Here is a 25,587-nt window from a genome sequence, read left to right as displayed (position 1 = left end):
GAGATTTTTGTTACTTGCATATCAGTTCCATGTCGTCTATCAGCAGGGTGCTGCCGGGCGCTCCTTTGAAGAGATCGCCTTCCTTGCTAGATGCCATAACAATAGCTATGTTATATTTTCCGTCTGCCAGTTTTATAGGGTCTACTGCTTTACCGTAGCGGAGATAGTCAAAAGTCAGTTCAAAACGAGTCCATTCGTCCGTTTCGCGCGCATCCTCACTGGTAATAGCTGCCGAGGCTACCATGTTGGGATGTTCATAATTGTTGGCAGCGATGTGTCCGTCCAACATCTGTATGCCGTTGGTCTTTTCGTAGAATAAGGCATAGAGGTTGAATGTGTCTTTTCGGTCGGTGTATTTTCCGTTTTCGTAGAACTGCTCTCCAGCTTTGTATTTATAATAGCCGATCAGTTTCACGGGCTCTTTATAGAAAGTAACCCCGAATTGTGTGGCGGATAGTGCGTCGCTTAATGCGTTACCCACATCAAAGTATCCCATAAACAGATTGCCCGATGCAATGGGCATTCCCACCATGTTTCCCAAGTCGCCGGTGACACGGGTGGTCAGTTGCACGCAATTTCCGTTTCGTCCGTTGGAATTCAAGATAGTAGGAAAATTGTCCGGTTGGTATTTGCCGCTAGCAGTCAGGGCAAAGCCTTGGTTCCCACTACTCCATTCCAGAGTGGAATATCCGGTCGATGCTTCATAGAACAGGTAGTATGTATTTTTATTGTAAGTAGCCTGCCGCACGTTTTCGAAATGATAGGAAGTGGGAATGCTTTCTGCTTTTGGAAATTGTATACTGACAGAGTAGGTGCGATGCCATTGACCATCTTCCGAAGTTACCTCGTAGCGTACCGGACGGGTGAAGTTCTGTGTGCTTCCATTGGCTGGTGTGATAGTGGCTCCGGGTGTTAGCTCGAAAGTGGGGGCCAATTGGGTGAGATCGGTTCCGTTGTGCACCTCCAGACGGAGGGGATAGGCGTTGATTTCTCCGTCGAAGGGGGCATTATAGTTGATGATGGCATCTGTCAGTATACCTTCGGGCAGGGTACAGTTCAGAATGTCAGCTTCGGCATTAGGGGCTTCATTCTTGATGCACGAAGTGCAAAGAATCATTCCGGTTGCCGCACAGGCTAGTAAGTCTTTTAGTTTCATGAATTTATAGTTTAATAATTTTGTTGAAATGAAAATATGTGTAATGAATGACAAAGTTACTGCTTTTTGTTGAAAAATTCTGTGTTTTTATTCAAAAAGAGGATTATCATTTTTGTATTTGGTTATTTGTGAAGAACTTTGATGTTTATAGCACAAAGAAGGACGTGGAAATTATTTCCCGCGTCCTTCTCTACAATATGATATAATATAAAGGAATGGTTTTTATTAAACAATACCTTGAGCCATCATAGCTTTGGCTACCTTCATGAATCCTGCTACATTAGCACCTTTCACATAGTTTACATAACCATCGGCTTCAGTACCGTATTGTACACAAGCCTCATGAATATTTTTCATGATACTTTTCAATTTTTCGTCTACTTCTTCTTGACTCCAGCCCAGTTTGATAGAATTTTGAGTCATTTCCAATCCAGATACAGATACGCCGCCTGCATTGGCTGCTTTGCCCGGGGCATACAGGATTTTGGCTTCTTGGAATACGCGGATAGCTTCAGGGGTAGAAGGCATGTTTGCACCTTCGCTGACAGCTATGACACCATTGGCAACCAATTGTTTGGCTTCATCACCGTTCAATTCGTTCTGAGTGGCAGAGGGTAATGCGATATCACCTTTCTCACCCCAAGGACGAGCACCTGCTACATATTTGCAGCCATATTTTTCTGCATATTCACGGATACGTCCACGGTATAAATTTTTCAGTTCCATGATGAAATCCAATTTTTCGCGGTCTATTCCATCCGGATCATAGATGTAACCATCTGAATCGGACATGGTAACTACTTTACCACCCAACTCGATTACTTTTTCTACCGTGTATTGAGCTACGTTACCTGAACCTGAAACCAAACAAGTTTTTCCCTTCAGGTCTGTGCCTTTGGTTTTCAGCATTTCCATCAAGAAATAGATGTTACCATATCCGGTTGCTTCAGGGCGAATCAGAGAACCACCGAATTCGCGGCCCTTACCGGTCAGTACACCGGAGAATTCATGAGAGAGTTTCTTGTACATGCCGAACATGAAACCTACTTCACGACCACCTACACCGATATCACCTGCAGGTACGTCAGTCTCAGGACCGATATGGCGCCATAATTCCAACATGAATGCCTGGCAGAAACGCATTACTTCGGCGTTTGATTTGCCACGCGGAGAGAAGTCGGAACCTCCTTTGCCACCACCCATCGGAAGAGTAGTTAGTGAATTTTTGAATGTCTGCTCGAAGGCAAGGAATTTCAAAATTCCCAAGTTTACAGAAGAGTGAAAACGGATACCACCTTTGTAAGGACCAATGGCATTATTATGTTGTACGCGGTAACCCATATTTGTCTGGATGTTACCTTTGTCATCCATCCACGTTACACGGAATTGATACACACGATCAGGAATACACAAACGTTCAATCAGGTTCACCTTGTCAAATTCGGGATGTTTGTTGTATTCTTCTTCGATTGTACTTAGCACTTCCTCTACCGCTTGATGATATTCAGGCTCATTGGGGAATCTTCTTTTCAAATCTTCTAATACCTTAGCTGCATTCATAATCTACTTCTTTTTATAATTGTTAATTAATTCTTCTTGTTTCTTTTGATGGTGCAAAAATATAGATAAGAATTGAAATATGCAACAAATTATAAAGAAAATGCGTATAAAAATATCAATATGTACAAAATGTAAGCTAAAAAGCGGATAAAAGATTATTTTCCTCTTTCCTTGAGATATTTTAATAGTGGAATAAAGACTAAAGCTCCCGAAATGATAATGGATAGTATTAAAGGCCCGTCAATATGTTCGCTCCCTGTTAGAATAATATAGCAAATGGCAATCCATAAAAGGGCTAAGGTTACGATTTGTGGGAGGGAAAGCGGTTTTCTTCTCATAGTATTGCTTTAATGAATTGAATATATTTCACCACAAATAGCCTTGATTTACACAGATAGAATTTGCTGGTACTAACAAGCATGATTAATAATCTGTGTAAATCTATGCAATCTGTGGTGAAAGTTATTTATTTTTCTTTCTTTTTCTTGTCAACGATGGCATCAATAACCGCAACCGCAGTGATGTTTACAATATCGCGTACAGAAGCTTCACAATCAGTGAAATGAATAGGTTTGTTCAATCCCATTTGTATCGGGCCGATTACCTCGGTTTCACTCATAGACTGAATGAGCTGGTAAGTAGCATTGGCAGAACTTAGGTTCGGGAATACTAACGTGTTTACTTCTTTACCTTTCAAACGTGTGAAGGGATATTTCTCATCACGTAATTTAGTGTTCAGTGCAAAATTGACTTGCATTTCACCATCTATAGCCAGTTCCGGATATTCTTTCTGCATATAGTCCACCGCATCATGTACTTTAGCCGGGCTTCCTTCTGTATCTGAACCGAAGTTGGAGTAAGACAGCATGGCCATTGTCGGAGTGTGATTAAAGAACTCTACCGTTTTCTTCGACAATTTAGCGATGTCAATCAGTGTGTCGGTGTCCGGGTGACGGTTAATCAGGGTATCGGCTACAAAATAAGTACCTTTCTTTGAATTCAAGATATGCATTGTACCGAAATGTTTGTATTCCGGTTGGATACCGATAACTTCTTTCGCTACCTTGATTGTGTTGGAATATTTGGTATATAGACCGGTGATGAATGCATCGGCCTCTCCGGTTTCAACCATCATCATACCAAAATAGTTGCGCTCGAACATTTTGTCGTTGGATTCCTGAAGGTTGGCTCCTTGGCGTGCGCGTTTTTCCGAAAGGATGCGGGCATAACGCTCACGACGTTCAGCTTCACGGTCATGACGGAGGTTGATGATTTCAATTCCTTCCAAGCTCAGATCCAGTTCTTTTGCCAGTTTTTCAATGCGTTCGTCATTACCTAATAGGATAGGATGACAGATTCCTTCGGCTTTGGCTTCTACGGCAGCTTTTAACATGGTAGGATGGATACCTTCGGCAAATACCACCCGCTGTGGGTCGCGACGGGCTGTTTCGTAAAGTTGACGGGTCAATTTGCTTTCTTGTCCCATCAATTCGCGCAGCCGGGTCTTGTAGGCTTCCCAGTCGGTGATGTTTTTGCGTGCCACTCCTGATTCCATTGCTGCTTTTGCCACAGCCATGGAAACTTCGGTAATCAAACGAGGGTCAACCGGTTTCGGAATGAAATAATCAGGACCGAAAGTAAAATTATTCACATGATAGGCTTCGTTCACTACGTCGGGAACAGGTTGTTTTGCCAAATCGGCGATAGCATGCACGGCAGCCAGCTTCATTTCTTCATTGATAGCTTTGGCCTGAGTATCCAGAGCTCCGCGGAAAATATAAGGGAAACCGATTACGTTATTGATCTGGTTAGGATAGTCTGAACGTCCGGTAGACATCAGTACATCGGGGCGGGATGCCATGGCGTCTTCGTAAGAGATTTCCGGAGTCGGATTGGCTAATGCGAATACGATAGGATGATCTGCCATACTGCGGACCATATCCTGAGTCAGCACATTACCTTTTGATAGTCCTAAAAATACGTCTGCACCTTTAATGGCTTCTTCCAGTGTATGTACATCGCGACGGTCAGTAGCAAAAAATTTCTTACTTTCTGTCAAGTTAGGACGGTCACTGGTTATCACGCCTTTGCTGTCTAGCATTAAAATGTTTTCTTTCCGTGCTCCTAATGCTACATACAGTTTTGTACAGGAAGTGGCGGAGGCTCCGGCACCGTTTACTACGATTCTTACATTTTCAATTTTCTTTCCGGCAACTTCCAATGCATTTAATAAGCCGGCGGATGAAATGATGGCTGTACCGTGTTGGTCGTCATGCATTACTGGAATATCCAGTTCTTCTTTCAGCCGGTTTTCTATCTCGAAACATTCGGGAGCCTTGATGTCTTCCAGGTTGATACCTCCGAAAGTGGGAGCGATGGCTTTTACTGCCTGAATAAATTTTTCGGGGTCTTTCTCATTCACTTCAATGTCAAAAACATCAATACCTGCATAGATTTTGAAAAGTAATCCTTTACCTTCCATGACAGGTTTTCCGCTCAATGCACCTATGTCGCCTAGTCCTAGAACGGCTGTACCATTGGAAATAACGGCTACTAAGTTGCCTTTCGCAGTATAGTCGTATGCAGTTTGCGGGTCTTTCTCTATTTCCAGACAAGGCTCAGCTACTCCGGGAGAGTAAGCCAGTGACAGGTCTGTTTGTGTGCTGTACGGTTTTGTCGGTACAACTTCAATTTTTCCGGGCTTGCCTTGCGAGTGGTATAGCAAAGCAGCTTCTTTGGTAATCTTGACCATAATCTTTTTCCTTATAATTAGATATCGTTTTAAATTGGTGGCAAAAATATAAATAAAATTATAATTTGAAGCCTAAATACTGTAAAATGATGTCGAATTGATGATTTTTTAAGTGTTGATTTTGACCAATGTGAAAATCAGATTTCATTCTTTCGTATTTTGCTGGACAAAGATAGCGAAAAAATAGTTTCATTCATGTCCGTATCATGTATGAGTTGTAATATGGTTTGCTTGTTTAGATCTGGAAACAGATTGAATATATATAGAATATATTTTACATAATTAATATCCTTCTATATGCGCACGTTATTTATAGTTAAAGCTAATGGGCTAAGCGAACAAATGCCGGAAAAATGACTAATTTTGCGGCAGTAAAAACTAATTGGGTTTAAAAAGTTTTCTATAAACATCTGTTAATTCGACAAATAAGTAAAGTTCAATAATATTAGTTATGAAAATGACAGTAAATAGTATGAAATGTATTTCATGGAGCCGCCTCGCGATATTTACGGCGGCAATGACCATTTTAAGCAGTTGTGGAGGCGGTCAGAGCGGTATGAAGTTGGGTGATGACGAATTTACCGTCGTGGCTGTACAGTCTACAGCCAGCCAGCAGTCTACTTCTTATCCCGCAACTATCAAAGGTGTTCAGGATATCGAGGTGCGTCCTCAGGTTTCCGGCTTTATCGTAAAGCTTTGTGTGGACGAAGGTGCAACGGTAAAGAAAGGCCAGGCGCTCTTTCAGATCGATCCTACACAGTATGCGGCTGCCGAACGTCAGGCAAAAGCTGCTGTAGAGATGGCAAAATCGAATGTCAATACGCTATCTTTGAACGAACAACAGAAGAAAAATTTGTATGATAAGAAAATTATCAGCGATTTTGAGTATCAAAGCGCAGTAGACCAATTGCTTTCTGCAAAAGCCAGTTTGGCACAGGCTGAGGCTCAGTTGACCAGCGCTCGTCAGAATTTGGGCTTCTGTACAGTGACCAGCCCTTCAGATGGAGTGGTGGGTACATTCCCGTATCGTATTGGTAGTTTGGTGAGCCCTTCGGTAACACAACCGTTGACTACCGTGAGTGAAATCGGTGAAATGTATGTGTATTTCTCTATGACTGAAAAGCAGTTGTTGGGTTTGACAAGAGCCGGTGGCACACTGAAAGAACAACTGGAGAAGATGCCGGCTGTAAAATTGGAATTGGCTGACGGTACAATGTATACTGAAGAAGGTAAGATTGACGCTGTAAGTGGTGTTATTGACCAGACTACCGGTTCGGTAAGTATGCGTGCCGTTTTCCCGAACAAACAGCTTGTATTGCGTAGTGGTGGTATGGCTAATGTAATTTTCCCTTATACTATGGAGGATATTATTTTGATTCCTCAGTCGGCTACACAGGAAATTCAGGATAAAAAGTTTGTTTATGTGCTTCAGTCGGATAATACATTGAAGCATACTGAGATCAAAGTGTCGAATTTGAGTGACGGTAAGAATTATATTGTTACCAGTGGTTTGAAGCCCGGCGATAAAATTGTAGTTGAAGGTGTACAGACGTTGAAGGACGGACAGACAATTACTCCGATTACTCCGGAACAGAAAGAGGCGAAATATCAACAACACCTGAAAGACCAGAAGGAAGGGAATATTGCCACGGCCTTTAAATAATCAGTATAAAATAAACAGATTAACTTCGTTTATATAAATAAGGTATATAGAGAATGAAACTAGATAGATTTATTAACCGTCCGGTGCTATCAACGGTAATCTCCGTCTTGATAGTTATTCTGGGTATCATCGGACTTGCTACATTGCCGGTTACGCAATATCCGGATATTGCACCTCCTACGGTGCAGGTACGTGCCACCTATACCGGTGCGAACTCCACAGCTGTATTGAATTCGGTCATCGCGCCGTTGGAAGACCAGATAAACGGTGTGGAGAACATGATGTATATCCAGTCATCAGCATCCAATAACGGTGCTGCCGATATTAACGTTTACTTTAATCAGGGAACAGATCCGGATATGGCGGCTGTTAATGTGCAGAACCGTGTTTCTATGGCACAAGGATTGCTGCCTGCTGAAGTAACCAAGGTGGGTGTGACTACTCAGAAACGCCAGAACTCCATGTTGATGGTCTTTTCATTGTATGATGAAACCGACTCGTATAATATTGAGTTCATTGAAAACTATGCTAATATTAACTTGATTCCTGAAATCAAGCGTGTAAAGGGGGTAGGTGATGCTAATGTGTTGGGACAGGATTATTCTATGCGTATCTGGTTGAAACCGGATGTGATGGCGCAGTACAAACTGGTTCCTACTGATGTTTCGGCAGCATTGGCCGAACAGAATATTGAGGCGGCTCCGGGACAGTTCGGTGAACGTGGTAATCAGACTTTCCAATACACGATCCGTTATAAAGGACGTTTGCAGCAAACGACTGAATTTGAAGATATTGTTATCAAGGCCTTGCCGGATGGTAATGTACTTCGTTTGGGAGATGTGGCCGATATAGAATTAGGTCGTCTGGCTTATACATTCAATAATATGGTAAATGGTCACAAGGCTGTATCTTGTATCGTCTATCAGATGGCAGGTTCTAATGCTACCGAAACTATTTCCGATTTGGAGAAAGTGCTTGCAAAGGCACAGGAATCACTGCCGACAGGTTTGAATATCAATATCGCCCAAAATGCCAATGACTTCTTGTTCGCTTCTATCCATGAAGTAATCAAGACGTTGATAGAGGCATTTATCTTGGTGTTTATTGTGGTATATATCTTCTTGCAGGATATGCGTTCAACGCTGATTCCGGCTATTGCCATTCCGGTGGCGTTGGTGGCTACTTTCTTTGTACTGAAACTGATTGGCTTCAGTGTGAACCTGCTGACTCTTTCGGCGATGGTGCTTGCCATTGCGATTGTGGTCGATGATGCCATTGTCGTCGTCGAGGGGGTTCATGCCAAGTTGGATCAGGGATACAAGTCTTCCCGTGAGGCTTCTATTGATGCCATGAGTGAACTGGGTGGAGCTATCGTTTCTATTACGTTAGTCATGATGTCTGTGTTTATTCCGGTAAGTTTCATGGGAGGTACTGCCGGTACATTCTACCGTCAGTTTGGTATCACCATGGCGATCTCTATCGGTTTTTCAGCTTTGAATGCATTGACTTTGTCACCGGCACTGTGCGCAATTTTCTTGAAACCGCATGATGAGGGACATGGAGCAAAGAAGATGACCCGTGTAGAACGTTTCCATACAGCCTTTAATGCGGCTTATGATTCTATATTGAAGAAGTACAAGAAGCATGTAGTATTCTTTATCCATAAGAAATGGTTGTCATTCGGGCTGGTTGCCGCTTCTATCATTTTGTTGGTATTCTTTATGAAGGTTACTCCGACGGGTATGGTGCCCAATGAAGATACCGGTACCATTATGGGTGCGGTGACACTGCCTCCCGGTACTTCACAGGAACGTGCAATGGAAATCTTAAACCGTGTAGACAGCTTGGTGGCTGCCGAACCGGCTGTAGATTCCCGTACGGTGATTTCCGGTTTCGGCTTTATTGGTGGTCAGGGACCTTCTTACGGTTCTATCATTATTAAGCTGAAAGATTGGGAAGAACGCTCCATGATGCAGAATTCGGATATTGTGGTAGGTACGTTGTTTATGCGTGCGCAGAAGATCATCAAGGATGCGCAGGTATTGTTCTTTGCTCCTCCTATGATTCCGGGTTATTCGGCATCCAGTGATATCGAGTTGAATATGCAGGATAAGACCGGTGGAGACTTGAATCATTTTTATGATGTAGTTTTGGACTATATGGATGCGTTGAAGGCACGCCCTGAAATTAATTCGGCCCAGACTACCTTCAATCCGAGTTTCCCCCAATATATGTTGGATATTGATGCTGCTGCTTGTAAGAAGGCAGGAATCAGTCCTAGTGATATTCTGACTACCATGCAGGGATATTTCGGTGGTTTGTATGCTTCTAACTTCAACCGTTTCGGTAAGATGTATCGTGTTATGATTCAGGCGGAACCCGAAGCGACCAAGAATCTGGAATCCTTGAATAGTATCAAGATACGTAATGGGAATGAGATGGCTCCTATTTCCCAGTTCGTTTCTGTCAAGAAAGTATATGGACCGGATGTTATCGGCCGTTTCAACCTTTATACGTCTATCAAAGTGATGGTGGCTCCTGCCAGTGGCTATACTTCCGGACAGGCTTTGCAGGCTATTGCGGAAGTTGCTAAAGAGAATTTGCCTACCGGTTACGGTTATGAGTTGGGAGGTATGGCTCGTGAAGAGGCATCTACCAGTGGCAGTTCCACAGGTATCATCTTCATTCTGTGTTTTGTATTCGTTTATTTGTTGCTGAGTGCACAGTATGAAAGTTACATTCTGCCGTTGTCCGTATTGCTTTCAGTACCGTTCGGTCTGTTGGGTAGCTTCCTGTTTGTAAACGGATTTGCAGCATTGGGAAATATTCCGGCTTTGAAGATGATTTTAGGAACCATGTCAAATGATATTTATATGCAGATTGCATTGATCATGTTGATGGGATTGTTGGCGAAGAATGCCATTCTGATTGTAGAGTTTGCTTTGGATCGCCGTAAGCAGGGAATGAGTATTTCCTGGGCTGCGGTTTTGGGTGCGGCAGCCCGTTTGCGACCGATCTTAATGACCTCATTGGCCATGATTGTAGGTTTGATTCCGTTGATGTTGGCTATGGGAGTTGGTGCTCATGGTAACCGTACTTTGGGAGCTTCGGCTATTGGTGGTATGTTGATTGGTATGATCTTCCAGATCTTTATCGTACCCGTATTGTTTGTGGTATTCCAATGGTTACAAGAGAAATTCAAACCGATTGAATGGGAAAGTGTGGACAATACAGAGGTTGAACCCGAAATTGAACAATACACCCGTAAATGAACAGAAGAACAATGAAAAAGATAATAGGATTATGTTGCGCGACGTTTTTATTAAGCGGTTGCCACATCTATAAATCATACGATCGTCCCGAGTCGATAGATGCCACTGGCATCTATCGTGACCCGGTTGCCGCCAACGATACATTGGCTGCTAACGATACAACCAATATGGGTAACTTGTCATGGAAGGAAATTTTCCGTGATCCGAAATTGCAGATGCTGATTGAAGAGGGATTGGCAAACAATGTAGATATGCAGGCTGCTATCCTGCGTGTAAAGGAGGCCAAGGCGTTATTGACATCAGCTCGTTTGTCTTATCTCCCTTCTTTGGCCCTTGCTCCACAAGGTTCGTTGACTAGTGTGGACAAAAGTACTCCTGTTAAGAACTATACTTTACCTGCTTCTGCAAGCTGGGAAGTTGATTTGTTCGGCAAATTGCTGAATGCCCATCGTGGCCAGAAAGCTTCTTATTTGCAAAGTAAGGCCTATCAGCAGGCAGTGCGTTCACAGTTGATTGGTGGTATAGCCAATGCTTATTATTCTTTATTGATGCTAGACCGTCAAGTCAGTGTGACCGAACAGAATGTGGCGTTAATGAAAGAAACAGTGCGCACTATGGAAGCTATGAAGGAAGCCGGTATGACTACCGAAGCTGCTGTGGCACAGAGTAAAGGGGCTTATCACCAGACGGAGGCTTCATTGGCTGACTTGAAACGCCAGGTGCGTGAAACTGAGAATTCTATCTCCGTATTGTTGGCAAAGGCTCCTCAGAACATAGACCGTGGAACATTGGAGGAACAAGTGATGCCGGCAGATTTGGCGGTGGGAGTTCCTTTACAGTTGCTTGAGAACCGGCCCGATGTAAAAGCGGCAGAATTGGCATTAGCCGACGCTTATTATACTACCAATCAGGCGCGTTCCGCTTTTTATCCCAGTGTTAATATTACAGGTACTCTGGGATGGACTAATGGTTCCAATGGTACAGTGATTTCTAATCCTGCCGTTATGCTTTGGAATGCTATCGGCTCATTGACGCAACCCATTTTCCAGCGTGGAAAATTGATTGCCAACTTGAAAGTATCGAAAGCGGAAGAACAGATTGCCAAGATGAATTATCAGCAGACTATTCTGGAAGCTGGTAAGGAAGTAAGTGATGCTTTGTTCCTGTATGATACGGCAGACAAAAAGTTGAGCGAGCACCAGGCACAGGTTTCTGAAATGCAAAAAGCGGTGGAGATGAACAATGATTTGTTTCAGGCGGGAAAGGCCACTTATCTGGAAATCATTACTGCACAACAGTCATTGCTGAGTGCCCAGTTGAACGAAGTATCCGATACTTTCCAGCGTATGCAGGCTGTTATCAATCTGTACAGCGCATTGGGCGGTGGACGTGAATAATTAACCTTAAAAATAATATGAATATGATTAGTCCGTTAGCTTATGTAGACCCGTCTGCAAAAATCGGGAAAAACGTAACTATTCACCCGTTTGCCTACATTGATAAGAATGTGGAGATAGGTGATGATAATGTAATTATGCCCAACGCCAGCATTATGAGCGGCGCACGCATCGGTAACGGAAATACCATTTATAACGGAGCTGTAATTGCTGCTACTCCGCAAGATTTTAAATATACGGGTGATGATACCATTGCCCGTATAGGTAATAATAATACCATCCGTGAGAATGCGGTTATTATTCGTGCCACTTTCGCCGGAGATGAGACTGTGGTAGGAAGCGGTAACTTTATTATGCAGGGAGCACGTATCTCACATGATGTGACCATCGGTAATAACTGTATTATTGGTAACGGTTCGCAGGTGTCAGGTTGTTGTGTAGTCGAGGATTATGCTATTCTTACTTCCAATGTACTGATGCAGGGAAAGACTCGTTTGGGGACTTATGCCGCCGTACAGGGCGGGTGTCGTTTTACCAAGGATATTCCTCCTTATTGTGTGGCAGCCCATGAGCCTACGGCTTTTTACAGCATCAATACCACCGTGTTGCAACATGAAGGTTTTTCGGAAACGGTTATTAAACATATAGCGCATGCTTTCCGTATATTGTATAAAGTGAATACATCTACAGAGGATGCATTGCGTCGTATTGAAGAACAGGTTCCGTCTAGTCCTGAAATTGTACATCTGATAGAGTTTGTCAGAAGTTCTAAGTTGGGTATTATAAAATAAATGTATCTTTGTCTCCCTTTATGTTAAGAATGAATAGCGTCAGGAAAAAAAGAACGGATAAAACGGTAGTGAAGGAACACATTGTTTTGGCAGCAGCGAAATCATTTGCCCAGAAAGGTGTCAAAACAGTGAGAATGGATGATATTGCTGCCGGATTATCTATATCTAAACGTACGCTTTATGAATTGTTCCATGACAAAGAGGATTTATTACTTGATGTCATGAAGTTACATCGGGAGGAGATGCAGGAATATATGACTCAAGTGGCTTCCAAAGCAGAAAATGTTTTGGAAGTCCTCTTGAAGTTTTTTCAAAGAAGTGCCCAGGAATTTCAGAATACAAACAGGAAATTCTTTGAGGATATTGAGAAATATCCCAAGGTAATGCGTTACATTGACGAAAGCCGGAAGGAGAATTTGGATTCGGCTATGGAATTTTATCGCAAAGGAGTGGAACAAGGCATTTTTAGAAATGATGTAAATTATAATATTGTACGCGCTATGGTATGTGAGCAGATGGATTTGTTGTTGCATTCGGAAATATGCAAGTCCTATTCGCTTGGTGAAATTTATGAAACAGTTGTATTTATGCATATGCGTGGCATTTCCACTGAAAAGGGGTTGAAGATTGTGGATAATTTTTTATTGAATTTAAAAGGAAACGAACATAATAAGTATGGTTAGAAATTAAATAAGTCACTAAATAAAGAATAATAGTTAATGAAATTTTATTGCAAACCTACGTTAACCTTGTTTTTGCTGCTTTATGTAGCAATACAAAGTGCACAAGCACAAGACACATTGAGGATTACCTTACAGGACGCAGTCCGGATAGCATTGAGCGACAATCCCACCATTAAAGTCGCCGGTCAGGAAATCCTGTTAAAGAAAGAAGCCCGCCGGGAAGCTTATGCCGGTCTTTTCCCAGAAGCCAGTTTGGTGGGCAGTTATTCACGAGCCATAAAAAAGCAGTCATTCGCCATGATGGGAGAGGTGATTGAAGTCGGTACAGATAATACTTATAGTGGTGGTCTGTCTGTCAGTCTGCCTGTCTTTGCTCCGGCTCTTTACAAAAGTATCAGTTTGACAAGTACAGATGTGAACCTGGCGGTAGAGAAATCACGTGCTTCACGTCTGGATATGGTAAATCAAGTGACCAAGGCATTTTTTCAGTTGCTTTTGGCACAGGACAGTTATGAAGTGCTGCTTAAAAGTTATAAGCAGAGTGAAGATAATTATAATGTGGTGAAAGCTAAATATGAACAGGGGACTGTCAGTGAATATGATAAGATTAGTGCGGATGTGCAGATGCGCAGCTTGAAACCTACCGTGGTGTCTGCCCGTAACGGAGTGAATTTGGCAAATTTGCAGTTGAAGGTCTTGATGGGAATGGAGTCTGATGTAAAGGTAGCGGTTGAAGGCAATCTGAAGGATTATGAAATGTCTATGTTTACTCGTCAGGCAATGCCTCGTCCAGACAATTTGACAAATAACAGTACGTTGAAGCAATTGGAACTGAATGCATTGCAATTAAAGCAGACGCTGAAGTTGCAGTATACCAACTTTATGCCGACCCTTTCTGCCAGTTTCCAATATATGTATACTTCAATGAATGATAATTTCAAGTTCAAGGAATACGATTGGAGGCCCTATTCTACTATCGGCCTGAATCTAAGCATTCCTTTGTTCAAAGGAAGTAATTTTACTCAATTGAAACAGACCCGTATCCAGATGAAACAACTGGAAGAGAACCGTATCAATACAGAGCGGCAACTCACTATGCAAGCTACCGGTTATTTGGATAATATGGCCGCTAGTACGGAACAGGTGGTAAGTAATAAAGAAGCTGTCTTTCAGGCGGAGAAAGGGCGTACTATTGCCGAAAAAAGATATGAAGTTGGAAAAGGAACTATCTTGGAATTGAATAGTTCGGAAGTGGCTTTAACAGAGGCCCAACTGACTTATAACCAGTCCATCTATGACTATCTGGTAGCTAAAGCTGATTTGGATTTAGTCTTAGGCATTGATGAAGTAACGGAACAATAACACATTAACATAAAGATAACAGTATGAGAAAATATTTTCAATTCGCAGCTTGGCTGGTGGTAACTATGCTGGGGGCATGTTCAGGTGGAACGGAGAGTAAGGAAGCTGCTGATACCGCTATGGAGGACAAACCGGTAGTCCGGCTTGCTTCCGTAACTTCCCGCGATGTAGATCAGATAGAGGAATATACTGCCACTGTTGAAGCGGAAGCGAAAAATAATATAGCTCCGACCTCTCCCGGGCGTATAGACCGTATTTTTGTTGAAGTGGGAAACCATGTATCCAAAGGACAGAAATTAGTACAGATGGATGCGGCAAATCTGAAACAAATGAAATTGCAATTAGAAAATGAAGAAACGGAATTCAGACGTATGGATGAACTGTACAAAGTGGGTGGAGCTTCCAAATCTGAATGGGATGCAGCAAAAACAGCTTTAGATGTACGTCGTACTTCCTATAATAATTTGTTGGAGAATACGCAGTTGTTAAGCCCTATTCATGGAGTGGTTACAGCACGTAATTTTGATAACGGTGATTTATATTCTTCCGCTTCCACTCCTGTGTTGGTCATTGAACAGATCACTCCGGTTAAACTGTTGATCAATGTATCCGAACCTTATTTCCCGAAAGTGACTAAAGGTATGATCGTAAAGGTGAAATTTGATGTGTATGGTGATGAGGAATTCGAAGGGAAAGTTAGTTTGGTGTATCCTACTATTGATGCTGCTACTCATACTTTTCCTGTAGAGGTAAAATTGGCTAATACCCGTCAGCGTATACGTCCGGGAATGTTTGGCCGTGTGACTGTGAGCTTTGGTACATTGCGGCATGTGGTGGTTCCTGATCAGGCTATTGTGAAACGTGCCGGTTCGGGCGACCGTTATGTATATGTCTACAAAGACGGTAAGGTTTCTTATAATAAAGTAGAATTGGGACGTCGGATGGGAACCGAATATGAATTGATTTCCGGGGTGGAGGATAATTCGCAGGTGGTGGTTGCCGGTCAGACCCGTTTGGCCGATGGTGTGGAAGTGGCAGTAAATTAAAAATTGAGAATTAGTTGATAATACTCCATATTTATTTACCTATATATGATTTTTTAGTTCTTAATTTTTAATTTAACAAACATGAGTTTATACGAAGGAGCGGTTAAAAAACCGATTATGACCTCGTTATGCTTTTTGGCCGTAGCGATCTTTGGTCTGTTCTCATTGTCGAAACTTCCGGTAGACTTGTATCCCGATATTGATACCAATACCATTATGGTTATGACATCTTATCAGGGTGCCAGTGCTTCCGATATAGAGAACAACGTAACCCGTCCGTTGGAAAATACGTTGAACTCGGTTAGTAATTTGAAACATATTACATCCAAGTCTTCAGAAAATATATCAGTTATCACTTTGGAATTCGAATATGGCTATGATATTGATGTGTTGACTAATGATGTGCGTGATAAATTGGATATGGTGAGTTCGGAGCTTCCCGATGAAGTCAATACTCCGATTATCTTTAAGTTCAGTACGGATATGATTCCTATCCTGCTGTTGTCCGTTCAGGCAGAAGAAAGTCAGCCGGCTCTGTATAAGATATTGGATGATAATGTAGTAAATCCTTTGGCTCGTGTTCCCGGTGTGGGAACGGTGTCCATTGCCGGTGCGCCGAAGCGTGAGGTGAATATTTATTGTGATCCCAACAAACTGGAAGCATATGATCTGACGATTGAGACCATCAGTTCCATTGTCGGGGCTGAAAATAAGAATACTCCGGGTGGAACTTTCGATGTGGGCAGTAATACCTATTCCTTGCGTGTGGAAGGAGAATTCAAGGACCCGAAAGAAATGGAGAATATCGTAGTGGGTATACGCAATGGTGCTTCGGTGTATTTGCGTGACGTGGCAACGGTAGTCGATTCTGTAGAAGAACGTGCTCAGGAAACCTATAATAACGGGGTGCAGGGAGCCATGATTGTTGTACAGAAACAATCGGGAGCAAACTCAGTGAACATTTCCCGGAAAGTAATGGAGCAGTTGCCTAAGTTACAGAAGTCACTGCCCAGTGATGTGAAACTGGGGGTTATTGTGAACACTTCGGATAATATTTTGAATACCATCGACAGTTTGACGGAAACTATTATGTATGCCATTCTGTTTGTGGTCTTGGTGGTATTTGTTTTCTTAGGTCGTTGGCGTGCTACGGTGATTATCTGTATCACTATCCCCATGTCATTGATTGCCTCCTTTATTTATTTGGCTATCACGGATGGGGGATCTCTGAATATTATTTCTTTGTCGTGCCTTTCTATTGCGATTGGTAATGTGGTGGATGACGCTATTGTTGTTTTGGAAAACGTAACGACCCATATCGAGCGTGGCTCCGAGCCGAAACAGGCAGCTATCCATGGAACAAATGAGGTGGCAATTTCTGTTATCGCATCCACATTGACCATGATTGCGGTATTCTTCCCGTTGACGATGGTCAGTGGTATGTCGGGAGTTTTGTTCCGTCAGTTGGGCTGGATGATGTGTGTCATTATGACTATTTCTACTATCTCGGCTCTGTCATTTACTCCGATGATGTGTGCGCAGATGCTTCGCTTGCAAAAAAAACAAAGTAAGTGGTTTGTCACATTCTACAAACCGATAGAACGTGCGTTGGATGGATTGGATAACTGGTATCAGAAACGTTTGAACTGGGCTGTCCGTCACCGCAAGACCATTATTGCCGGTTGTTTCGGGTTCTTTCTGCTGAGCCTGATTTGTGCGAAAGGAATTGGTACAGAGTTTTTTCCGTCACAAGACAACAGTCGTATTTCTGTTCAATTACAATTGCCTATCGGAGCTCGCGTAGAGCGTGCCCAGGCATTGGCCCAGGAGCTGACCGAAAGGTGGCTGAAGAAATATGAAGGGGTGATGCGTATCTGTAACTATACTGTGGGACAGGCTGATGCGGATAATACTTGGGCTTCTATTCAGGATAATGGTAGCCATATCATTTCATTCAATATCAACCTTTATAATCCCGATCAGCGTTCTGTTACGTTGGCAGAAGTCTGCGATGGTATGCGTGAGGATCTGAAAGCCTATCCCGAACTGGATAAAGCCCAGGTTATCTTGGGTGGTAGCAGTGGAGGCATGGGTGGACAGGCCACTGCCGATTTTGAAATCTATGGATATGATTTTACAGAAACAGATAAGGCAGCCGCTGAATTGAAAGAAGCTTTATTGAAAGTGAACGGTGTGTCTGAGGTGAATATCAGCCGTCAGGATTATCAGCCGGAATATCAGGTGGATTTTGATCGTGAAAAACTGGCTTTACATGGTTTGAATCTTTCTACAGCAGCTTTGTATCTGCGTAACCGTGTTAATGGTGCTTTATCTTCTTACTATCGGGAAGATGGTGACGAATATGATATCAAGGTGCGTTATGCTCCCCAGTTCCGTACCAGTATTGAAAGTTTGGAGAATATTCTGATTTATACCAATGAAGGTAAAGCGATTCGGGTGAAAGATATCGGCACGGTAGTGGAGCGTTCAGCTCCTCCTACTATTGAACGTAAAGACCGTGAACGTATTGTAACAGTATCTGCTGTGATTTCAGGTGCGCCTTTAGGTAGTGTGGTGGCAGCGGGTGAGTCTATTATTGATAAGATGGATTTACCTGGCGGTATCAGTATCCAGGTGGCAGGGTCTTATGAGGATCAGCAGGATTCATTCAGCGATCTGGGAACTTTGGCTGTTTTGATTATTATATTGGTATTTATTGTAATGGCTGCCCAGTTTGAGTCTCTGACCTATCCGTTTATCATTATGTTCTCTATTCCGTTTGCATTCAGTGGGGTATTGATGGCATTGTATGGAACGGGGACTACATTGAATGTCATGAGTTTGTTGGGAGGTATCATGTTGATTGGTATCGTAGTGAAGAATGGTATCGTGCTTATTGATTACATTACCTTATGTCGTGAGCGGGGTATGTCTGTTATTCATTCGGTCGTTGTTTCGGGCCGTAGTCGTTTACGTCCGGTTTTAATGACCACTTTGACCACTATTCTGGGCATGGTGCCGATGGCGATAGGAGGAGGGGAAGGTTCTGAAATGTGGCAGCCTTTAGGGGTGTCCGTAATCGGTGGTTTGACTGTATCTACCGTGCTCACCTTGATTTTGGTTCCGGTGCTCTACTGTTCATTTGCGGGTACAGGTATCAAGCGTAACCGTAAGAAGATGAAAGCTTCCCGTGAACTGAATGACTATTATCAAGCACATAAGACGGAGATGACCAAAGGCAAAAAAGAATAATTAATATAGTTGTTATCCGGATTGAAATGAATAGGAGACCGGATGACAGAACTTAAAATAAAAAATGGAATAATGAAATCAGTTTTCATCACTTTCGACCAAGCTTTTTACGAACGTATTCTGGCGTTGTTGGACCGTCAGAATTGTCGTGGATTCAGTTATTGGCAGCAGTTGCAGGGGCGCGGCTCTGTAAAAGGAGAACCGCATTATGGCAGTCACGCGTGGCCCAGTATGTGCTCGGCCATTATGACAGTGGTAGATGATACTAAAGTGGAGCCTTTATTGGACGCTTTGCATAAAATGGATAAGGAAACCGAACAATTGGGATTACGTGCTTTTGTGTGGAACATAGAAAAGACGATTTGAATCTGTCTTTTCATCATTAAAGAAAAAGACTGTTGCCCTCTTTCTGGCGCAGTCTTTTTTCTTTTTTTAGCCTCTATCATGAAGTACTCCGTCTAAAAAATCACTACTTTTGCGGTTAATTTACAAATATAGCAATATGAAAAACTATATACCGGCCACTTTTCTTCTCACTCTTATTGTAGTAGGAGTGTTAATGGGGCTGTATTTCCTCCCCTCCATGTCGGTGGGCGGCAAACCGTTGCGCAAGGTGGACCTGCTGGCTGATATCCGTCCGGATGTGGAAGAAGAAGTATGTGATTCCGACACCATTGTCCTTCCTCCTCCTGTAAAACCTATTTTTGTGGATACATGTAAAACGGGTATTACCTGTATTGAGGATTATTCGGATTCCACCATGCGGGGAATGAAACATTTTTATGAGGCACTTTCCAAAGTGAAAACCATGAAACGCCCTGTGCGTATCGCTTACTTCGGTGATTCTTTTATAGAAGCTGATATTTTTACTGCCGATTTGCGCGAAATGCTTCAACAAGAATTTGGTGGTTGCGGAGTGGGATATGTTCCTGTAACCTCTTCCATCAGCGGTTACCGTCCTACGGTACGCCATACTTTTGGGGGATGGAGCAGTCATTCATCCAATGACTCCGTTGGTTTTGATAAAATGCAGCAAGATATTTCCGGACATTATTTTTTTCCTCGTGAAGGTGCTTATGTACAGTTGAAAGGACAGAGTAAATACGCTTCCCGACTGGATACCTGTGAGGTTTCTACTTTTTATTTCCTGAATAAAGGTTTTGCCGCTGTCCGTTCTAAAGTGAATAATGCTGCGGAAGGAGAGTTGCATGAGGAAGTAGGAACAGGAGGTGTGCAGGCTGTTTCGGTGAGAGGAAGGATAGGACAAGTACGGTGGAGTGTGGAACAAGCTGATTCTGTTACTTTCTATGGAGTGGCTATGGACGGCAGGCAGGGAATATCTTTGGATAATTTTAGCGTACGTGGTAGCAGTGGGCTTCATTTACGTAGTATTCCTTTACATACGCTTTGCGATTTCCAACGTCTTCGTCCATACGATTTGATTGTGGTCCAATATGGTTTGAATGTGGCTACGGAACGGGGAGTAAAATACGATGGCTATAAGAAAGGGATGCTTTCGGTGATAGAACATTTGAAGACAGCTTTTCCTGAAACCAGCATTTTACTGGTCAGTGTGGGTGACCGTGAATATAAAAACGAGAATGGAGATCTCCGCACCATGCCCGGAGTCAAGAATCTTATCCGTTATCAACAGTCCATTGCGGCTGATAGCCATATCGCTTTTTGGAATATGTATGAGGCAATGGGAGGTCAAGGAAGCATTGTCGATATGATCGGGCAAAAAATGGCGAATCTTGATTATACCCATATCAATTTTAAGGGAGGCAAGCATTTGGCAGGTATCTTATTTGAAACATTGATGTATGGCAAAGAGCAATATGAAAGACGGAAAGCCTATGAGGAGGAATAACAGATTTCCTGGTCTGTCCGGTATAGCAATGGTATTGTTCCTGTTCTTGCTGTTTCCATGTCTTTATGCTCAGGATGCTATTCCGGCATTGTCCCGGCCGTTGGAGCCGCTTCGCATACCCGGTGAAACAAAGGAAATGCATCGGGGCATGCGGCTGATAACAGTACATGATTCACTTCCGGCGAGTTTTACTCATTCTTTGGATAATGTGATAGAAGATGAGAACCGTTCGCTTTCTCCTTTCTTTCAAAAGTTGAATGATATGACAGGACCGGTACGGATAGTCCATATAGGTGATTCTCATGTGCGGGGGCATCTTTATCCATTAATAACCCGTCGTCGTCTGGAACATGATTTTGGTGCTGAGGCTGTTTATCCTGATGTTATTTCATATCGTACCGGTGGGTTGGCACATGAAACGGGCGAACCGGGTATTGTTTATCATATGATTGGCATTAATGGAGCTACTTCTGTTACTTTTTCTGATGATGAAAAAATAAAAGAAATAGCTTCTTTGCATCCCGATCTGATTATTGTTTCTTTTGGAACCAATGAGGCACATAGCCGCCGTTATCTGGCTCAGGCTCACAAAATGCAGATAGGCAGACTGTTGGGTATGTTGAAAGCAGCCTGTCCTGAAGCGGCTTTTTTACTGACTACACCTCCCGGAGCATACGTGGGACGTCGTCGTGCACGTACCATTAATCCGAGAACCGTAACGGCGGCGCGTATTATAAAGGAGTATGCACAAGAGAATAAAATGGCAGTTTGGGATATGTATAATATAGTAGGAGGAAAGACAGATGCTTGTCGTAACTGGACGAAGCACCACATGCTTCGTGCGGATGGCATTCATTTCACTCCCGATGGATATCGTTTACAAGGTAATTTATTACATCAGGCACTGATTAAAGCGTATAATGAATATGTGGCAACTGGATTGGAGTAAACTGGCTGAGGTATTGACTTATAATGCCAAGCAACCGATGATTTTTAGCAGCGGCTTGTTTTTGTTTCTGTTTTTAGGCTTTAGCCTGATTTATATGTTATTGCAGAAGAAGGATACGGCACGCATCCTGTTTGTAACGCTGTTTTCTTATTATTTTTATTATAAGAGTAGCGGTTTTTATTTTTTCTTGCTGGGGGTGGTGACAGTGACGGATTTCTTGCTGGCAGGGCGTATGGCGAATACCGAAACTCAATGGAAACGGAGGGTTTTGCTGCTGGCAAGTCTGGGAATAAATTTAGGATTGCTCTGTTATTTCAAGTACACCAATTTCTTTTATCAGATACTGGCTCCTTTGTGGAATGGGAAATTCCAGCCGTTGGATATTTTCTTGCCGGTGGGAATATCGTTCTTCACTTTCCAGTCTTTAAGTTATACCATAGATGTTTACCGTCGTGAGCTGGTTCCTTTGAACAGGTTGCTGGATTATACATTTTATGTGTCTTTTTTTCCGCAGCTGGTAGCGGGGCCTATTGTACGTGCCCGCGATTTTATTCCTCAAATCAGGCAACCGCTGTTTGTTTCCTCGGAGATGTTTGGCACTGGTGTTTTCTTTATCATCAGCGGATTATTCAAGAAAGCTGTAATCTCCGATTATATCAGTGTAAATTTTGTGGAACGTATTTTTGATAATCCGGCTCTTTATTCCGGGGTTGAGAATTTGTTTGGTGTATATGGGTATGCTTTACAGATTTATTGTGACTTTTCCGGATATAGTGATATGGCTATCGGGTTTGCTTTGCTGTTGGGTTTCCGTTTCCCTATGAACTTTAATTCGCCTTATAAAGCCGATAGTATAACCGATTTCTGGCATCGTTGGCATATCTCTCTTTCTACATGGTTGCGAGATTACCTTTATATCTCATTGGGGGGAAACCGCAAGGGGAAGGTCCGTACTTATATTAATTTGTGCCTTACTATGTTGTTAGGTGGTTTGTGGCATGGTGCATCTTGGAATTTTGTGATATGGGGGGGATTTCATGGAATAGCACTGGCTGCACAGAAATTCTGGCGTAACTTGCTGCATAAGCCTAAGACGGCTGGCAGTAAGGGCATTCGTAAATTTTTTGCAGTTCTTGTTACTTTCAATTTTGTTTGTTTCTGCTGGATATTTTTCCGTAATACGACTTTTGAAGCTTCGGTTGTTATGTTGAAGCAGATATGTACAGCTTTCCATCCCGAGGTATTCATGCAGCTGATAGAAGGTTATTGGAAAGTGTTTGTTTTGATGGGAATAGGGTATTTGCTGCATTTTGCTCCTGATAGTTGGCAGAATGCGTGTTGTCGTGGAGTGGTAAAATTACCTTTATTGGGAAAGGCATTATTGTTGGTAGTACTGATTTATTTGGTTATCCAGATAAAGAGCAGTGATATTCAGCCGTTTATTTATTTCCAGTTCTAACGGAATAGTTATCAAATCGGGGGTCTGACTAGCTATCTTTTCAGACACCCTAAATACTATTCTAGTAAGTATTTATTAATGCATCTACGATCCCAATTTATACCTCTCTTTACAATTTTTGCAGGGATGCCTGCTAATATTATATTCGGTTCGTTGAATACTTTGGTTACAATACTTCCCCAACCCACAATACTGTTATCGGGTATTTTTGTATTTTTACCAATCTTTACATCTTTCCCTACCCATGCATGCTTGCCTATTTCTATACTTTGAGCAAAATTAATCGGTTCTCTCTTTAAATTTGTTATAGTATGTGCGTCGGTACACCAAATATCAATGCCCCAGCTTAATTGACTGTCTTCTCCTATGCTAACATTTGATTTATCTTCTTGTAAATATAAAGTAACTCCATTGATAACTACACGATTACCTATATCAACTCTACAATTATTGGCAACTCTTGAAACACCAGTTCCCAAACCGGGCAACTGGCCGATGATGAGTTTTAGTCCACTCATCCCTAGTATGTTGGAATAGTGTAAAATGATTGTTCCTAAATTAACCGTGTTATCGTTTCCCTTGATAATCAATAGAAAACCTTCGTTAAGAAGTAGTTTTTCAACATTCTATTCTGAATCGAAATGCATGGAAACATGATTGTTGTTTCCTGTAATTATGATATGGGATTGATGGATGATTTGATTGAATTGTTCATGATGGGAGGATATACAATCTATTTTCTTATGTGGTAAAATAATTGTAATTTCATTGCCTTGACCGTTGATGTTTTTCATCTCATCCTAATTTGATGGATTGTACAATTTTTTTATTTTATATTTGAAGAGTATTCTTGTATTATCGCGTTGGTTAGTTTAGAGAATATTTCCGGAGACAGTAAATAAAAAGGAGTGTCTTCTTTTTCTTTTTCAAAGCGTATAAATAGATGTTTGATGTCTCGAACTTCCGGATATTCATAAGCTTCTATTCTTTCTATATGTATTCCTTCTTGTTTCAATTGTTTTAATATGTGTTTCCATTGCTGCTTGGATAGGAACCGGCATACATCATATAAGGAGAGGGGTGTTCCGTCCGAAGCTGTTATGATAGTAGAAGTTATATTCATTTTGATGATTTGATGAGGACAAATATAGCAATAAAAAATTATATAGTTTATGGGGGCATTGACTAAATGCCAGAATATTATTTATTTTCAGTTCTCTTTATGATATAAAGTGGGGATGAAACTTGCAAACTTGCAAAACTTGCAGCACTTCCACACCCACACACGTGCGCGTACATTATAATGTGGAAAAATGAGAGAACATAAGGAGAATGTGACAAGCAAGGGTGGAGGAGGACAAACGGACGATGCAGGGGAGAGCTGAAATGGAGGAAAGCATGACGGAGCACAGAAAGTGGAGCGGGGAAAAGGGAGAGATGTGACAGGATCTTTGGTGGAAAGAGGAGGGGCCGTATAAGAAGAAAAAAGGAAAGCGGAAGACAGAAACCGGAATCGGACAGACACAGGTGGCAAAGGGATGACTGCCCGAATCTTCAGCAGGTACTTGTATAGGCCGGGCCTTCCGCCAATCATGCTGGTACAGCTTGTACAATCCTGGGGAGAACAAGCTGTCGGCATGAGGAATAACGTGTTATCAATCTAAATGGAACACGTTACTAACGTGCAGGCCTGTATGTTAGTAACGTATAGGGCCACACGTTACTAACTTTACGGAACACATGTTACTAACCTTTCGGAACATATGAACTGTATGAAGACGCACGGCATGGCATCCTGTTCCGAGGCACTGTCCTGCCAGAAGACCTGCCAGCTGCTGTTCTTCAGCCGGCACTGGCTGTAGTAATGGTCTTTTAAAGAAATTTCCTCATCAAGACGCATATATTTCGCAAAAGAGAAAAAACGTGAACAAGAAAACAGGAGGAGATCAGATCATTCACAGATCACAATAAAGAAATAGAGTGGAATTCTGGAACATATTATTTTGTTGCATTATAATGTACGCGCACGTGTGTGGGTGTGGAGATGCTGCAAGTTTTGCAAGTTTGCAAGTTTGCCTTCCGTTTTTCCGTCTTTTCTTGTTTTCCGTCTGCTGTTTTCGTATGGGCCCCTTCCTTTTTTCCGTCCTTATACGCGCGTGCGAATATTATAATGTGTGTGTCTTTTTCCTCCGGTGTCCTCCGTTATAAAAACATGCTTTGTAACACATCTGTTATTCAGAGTATTACAAAAAAGTTTCAGGAAATCCGTATAATTTTTCCTTCGTATGTTTGCTGGTAATCGTTAAAAGGTCTACCTTTGCATCCGCAATCGAGAGAGATGCGGCACTTCAGACAGTGTGTGACTGACTTGGTGA

At 42.3% G+C, this 25,587-nt stretch carries 17 protein-coding genes and 1 pseudogene; 12 read left to right on the top strand and 6 right to left on the bottom strand.

Annotated elements, in window-relative coordinates; all coding sequences use genetic code 11:
- Positions 1-10 precede the first annotated feature (10 nt).
- The 4 genes from RE317_RS09770 to RE317_RS09755 form a co-directional block, all read right to left on the bottom strand.
- The gene (locus tag RE317_RS09770; RefSeq protein ID WP_115649079.1) at positions 11-1,156 is read right to left on the bottom strand and encodes a PCMD domain-containing protein; all 1,146 of its coding nucleotides are present in this window, start codon (positions 1,154-1,156) and stop codon (positions 11-13) included.
- Between the two features lie 225 nt (positions 1,157-1,381).
- On the bottom strand, positions 1,382-2,716 hold the full coding sequence (locus RE317_RS09765; RefSeq protein WP_005845574.1) for an NADP-specific glutamate dehydrogenase: 1,335 nt from the start codon (positions 2,714-2,716) through the stop codon (positions 1,382-1,384).
- A 155-nt stretch (positions 2,717-2,871) separates the two neighbouring features.
- Positions 2,872-3,054: a hypothetical protein gene (locus RE317_RS09760; protein WP_005845572.1), complete on the bottom strand. Its 183-nt coding sequence runs from the start codon at positions 3,052-3,054 to the stop codon at positions 2,872-2,874.
- Between the two features lie 128 nt (positions 3,055-3,182).
- The gene (locus RE317_RS09755; RefSeq protein ID WP_005845569.1) at positions 3,183-5,468 is read right to left on the bottom strand and encodes an NADP-dependent malic enzyme; all 2,286 of its coding nucleotides are present in this window, start codon (positions 5,466-5,468) and stop codon (positions 3,183-3,185) included.
- A gap of 451 nt (positions 5,469-5,919) precedes the next feature.
- On the opposite strand from RE317_RS09755, the gene RE317_RS09750 reads away from it, so the two are divergent.
- From RE317_RS09750 to RE317_RS09695, 12 genes are all read left to right on the top strand, one after another.
- A complete protein-coding gene (locus RE317_RS09750) occupies positions 5,920-7,131 on the top strand; it encodes an efflux RND transporter periplasmic adaptor subunit (protein ID WP_117873606.1) in 1,212 nt (403 codons plus the stop codon).
- 53 nt (positions 7,132-7,184) lie between these two features.
- Positions 7,185-10,403: an efflux RND transporter permease subunit gene (locus RE317_RS09745; RefSeq protein ID WP_005853091.1), complete on the top strand. Its 3,219-nt coding sequence runs from the start codon at positions 7,185-7,187 to the stop codon at positions 10,401-10,403.
- A gap of 11 nt (positions 10,404-10,414) precedes the next feature.
- Positions 10,415-11,800 (top strand): efflux transporter outer membrane subunit, encoded by a 1,386-nt coding sequence (locus RE317_RS09740; protein WP_008667826.1) that lies wholly within the window; start codon positions 10,415-10,417, stop codon positions 11,798-11,800.
- Positions 11,801-11,823: 23 nt separating this feature from the next.
- The gene (gene lpxA / locus RE317_RS09735; protein WP_005853095.1) at positions 11,824-12,591 is read left to right on the top strand and encodes an acyl-ACP--UDP-N-acetylglucosamine O-acyltransferase; all 768 of its coding nucleotides are present in this window, start codon (positions 11,824-11,826) and stop codon (positions 12,589-12,591) included.
- A 29-nt stretch (positions 12,592-12,620) separates the two neighbouring features.
- Positions 12,621-13,274: a TetR/AcrR family transcriptional regulator gene (locus RE317_RS09730; RefSeq protein WP_032947617.1), complete on the top strand. Its 654-nt coding sequence runs from the start codon at positions 12,621-12,623 to the stop codon at positions 13,272-13,274.
- A gap of 36 nt (positions 13,275-13,310) precedes the next feature.
- Positions 13,311-14,636: a TolC family protein gene (locus RE317_RS09725; RefSeq protein ID WP_005845557.1), complete on the top strand. Its 1,326-nt coding sequence runs from the start codon at positions 13,311-13,313 to the stop codon at positions 14,634-14,636.
- 23 nt (positions 14,637-14,659) lie between these two features.
- The gene (locus RE317_RS09720) at positions 14,660-15,682 is read left to right on the top strand and encodes an efflux RND transporter periplasmic adaptor subunit (RefSeq protein WP_117873608.1); all 1,023 of its coding nucleotides are present in this window, start codon (positions 14,660-14,662) and stop codon (positions 15,680-15,682) included.
- Positions 15,683-15,763: 81 nt separating this feature from the next.
- Positions 15,764-18,934 carry an efflux RND transporter permease subunit gene (locus tag RE317_RS09715; RefSeq protein WP_005845553.1) on the top strand — a complete coding sequence of 1,057 codons (3,171 nt, stop codon included), beginning with the start codon at positions 15,764-15,766 and terminating at the stop codon, positions 18,932-18,934.
- Between the two features lie 72 nt (positions 18,935-19,006).
- A complete protein-coding gene (locus tag RE317_RS09710; RefSeq protein WP_005845549.1) occupies positions 19,007-19,300 on the top strand; it encodes a PG0541 family transporter-associated protein in 294 nt (97 codons plus the stop codon).
- A 136-nt stretch (positions 19,301-19,436) separates the two neighbouring features.
- The gene (locus RE317_RS09705) at positions 19,437-20,804 is read left to right on the top strand and encodes an SGNH/GDSL hydrolase family protein (protein WP_011964672.1); all 1,368 of its coding nucleotides are present in this window, start codon (positions 19,437-19,439) and stop codon (positions 20,802-20,804) included.
- Positions 20,791-21,753, top strand: a complete 963-nt coding sequence (locus RE317_RS09700) for an SGNH/GDSL hydrolase family protein (protein ID WP_032939080.1) — start codon at positions 20,791-20,793, stop codon at positions 21,751-21,753. Before RE317_RS09705 ends, RE317_RS09700 begins: the two co-directional genes overlap by 14 nt.
- A complete protein-coding gene (locus tag RE317_RS09695; RefSeq protein WP_005853110.1) occupies positions 21,731-23,212 on the top strand; it encodes an MBOAT family protein in 1,482 nt (493 codons plus the stop codon). The genes RE317_RS09700 and RE317_RS09695 overlap by 23 nt, the downstream gene beginning before the upstream one ends.
- Before the next feature lie 56 nt (positions 23,213-23,268).
- On the opposite strand, the pseudogene RE317_RS09690 reads toward RE317_RS09695, so the two are convergent.
- A pseudogene (locus RE317_RS09690) lies at positions 23,269-24,006 on the bottom strand (acyltransferase).
- Positions 24,007-24,038: 32 nt separating this feature from the next.
- A complete protein-coding gene (locus RE317_RS09685; protein ID WP_224205187.1) occupies positions 24,039-24,227 on the bottom strand; it encodes a hypothetical protein in 189 nt (62 codons plus the stop codon).
- Positions 24,228-25,587: the final 1,360 nt, after the last annotated feature.

Origin of the sequence: Phocaeicola sp. GP0067 (assembly GCF_031119655.1) — a bacterium.
Classification (GTDB): domain Bacteria; phylum Bacteroidota; class Bacteroidia; order Bacteroidales; family Bacteroidaceae; genus Phocaeicola; species Phocaeicola vulgatus.
This window is presented reverse-complemented; position numbering and strand designations above follow the sequence as displayed.

Bases quoted from the DNA above. Each gene is read 5' to 3' on its own strand.
- RE317_RS09705 (WP_011964672.1), top strand. From the start codon at position 19,437: ATGAAAAACTATATACCGGCCACTTTTCTTCTCACTCTTATTGTAGTA.
- RE317_RS09725 (WP_005845557.1), top strand. From the start codon at position 13,311: ATGAAATTTTATTGCAAACCTACGTTAACCTTGTTTTTGCTGCTTTAT.
- RE317_RS09750 (WP_117873606.1), top strand. From the start codon at position 5,920: ATGAAAATGACAGTAAATAGTATGAAATGTATTTCATGGAGCCGCCTC.
- RE317_RS09755 (WP_005845569.1), bottom strand. From the start codon at position 5,468: ATGGTCAAGATTACCAAAGAAGCTGCTTTGCTATACCACTCGCAAGGC.
- RE317_RS09715 (WP_005845553.1), top strand. From the start codon at position 15,764: ATGAGTTTATACGAAGGAGCGGTTAAAAAACCGATTATGACCTCGTTA.
- RE317_RS09740 (WP_008667826.1), top strand. From the start codon at position 10,415: ATGAAAAAGATAATAGGATTATGTTGCGCGACGTTTTTATTAAGCGGT.
- RE317_RS09770 (WP_115649079.1), bottom strand. From the start codon at position 1,156: ATGAAACTAAAAGACTTACTAGCCTGTGCGGCAACCGGAATGATTCTT.
- lpxA (WP_005853095.1), top strand. From the start codon at position 11,824: ATGATTAGTCCGTTAGCTTATGTAGACCCGTCTGCAAAAATCGGGAAA.
- RE317_RS09710 (WP_005845549.1), top strand. From the start codon at position 19,007: ATGAAATCAGTTTTCATCACTTTCGACCAAGCTTTTTACGAACGTATT.
- RE317_RS09760 (WP_005845572.1), bottom strand. From the start codon at position 3,054: ATGAGAAGAAAACCGCTTTCCCTCCCACAAATCGTAACCTTAGCCCTT.
- RE317_RS09700 (WP_032939080.1), top strand. From the start codon at position 20,791: ATGAGGAGGAATAACAGATTTCCTGGTCTGTCCGGTATAGCAATGGTA.
- RE317_RS09720 (WP_117873608.1), top strand. From the start codon at position 14,660: ATGAGAAAATATTTTCAATTCGCAGCTTGGCTGGTGGTAACTATGCTG.
- RE317_RS09745 (WP_005853091.1), top strand. From the start codon at position 7,185: ATGAAACTAGATAGATTTATTAACCGTCCGGTGCTATCAACGGTAATC.
- RE317_RS09765 (WP_005845574.1), bottom strand. From the start codon at position 2,716: ATGAATGCAGCTAAGGTATTAGAAGATTTGAAAAGAAGATTCCCCAAT.
- RE317_RS09730 (WP_032947617.1), top strand. From the start codon at position 12,621: ATGAATAGCGTCAGGAAAAAAAGAACGGATAAAACGGTAGTGAAGGAA.
- RE317_RS09695 (WP_005853110.1), top strand. From the start codon at position 21,731: ATGTGGCAACTGGATTGGAGTAAACTGGCTGAGGTATTGACTTATAAT.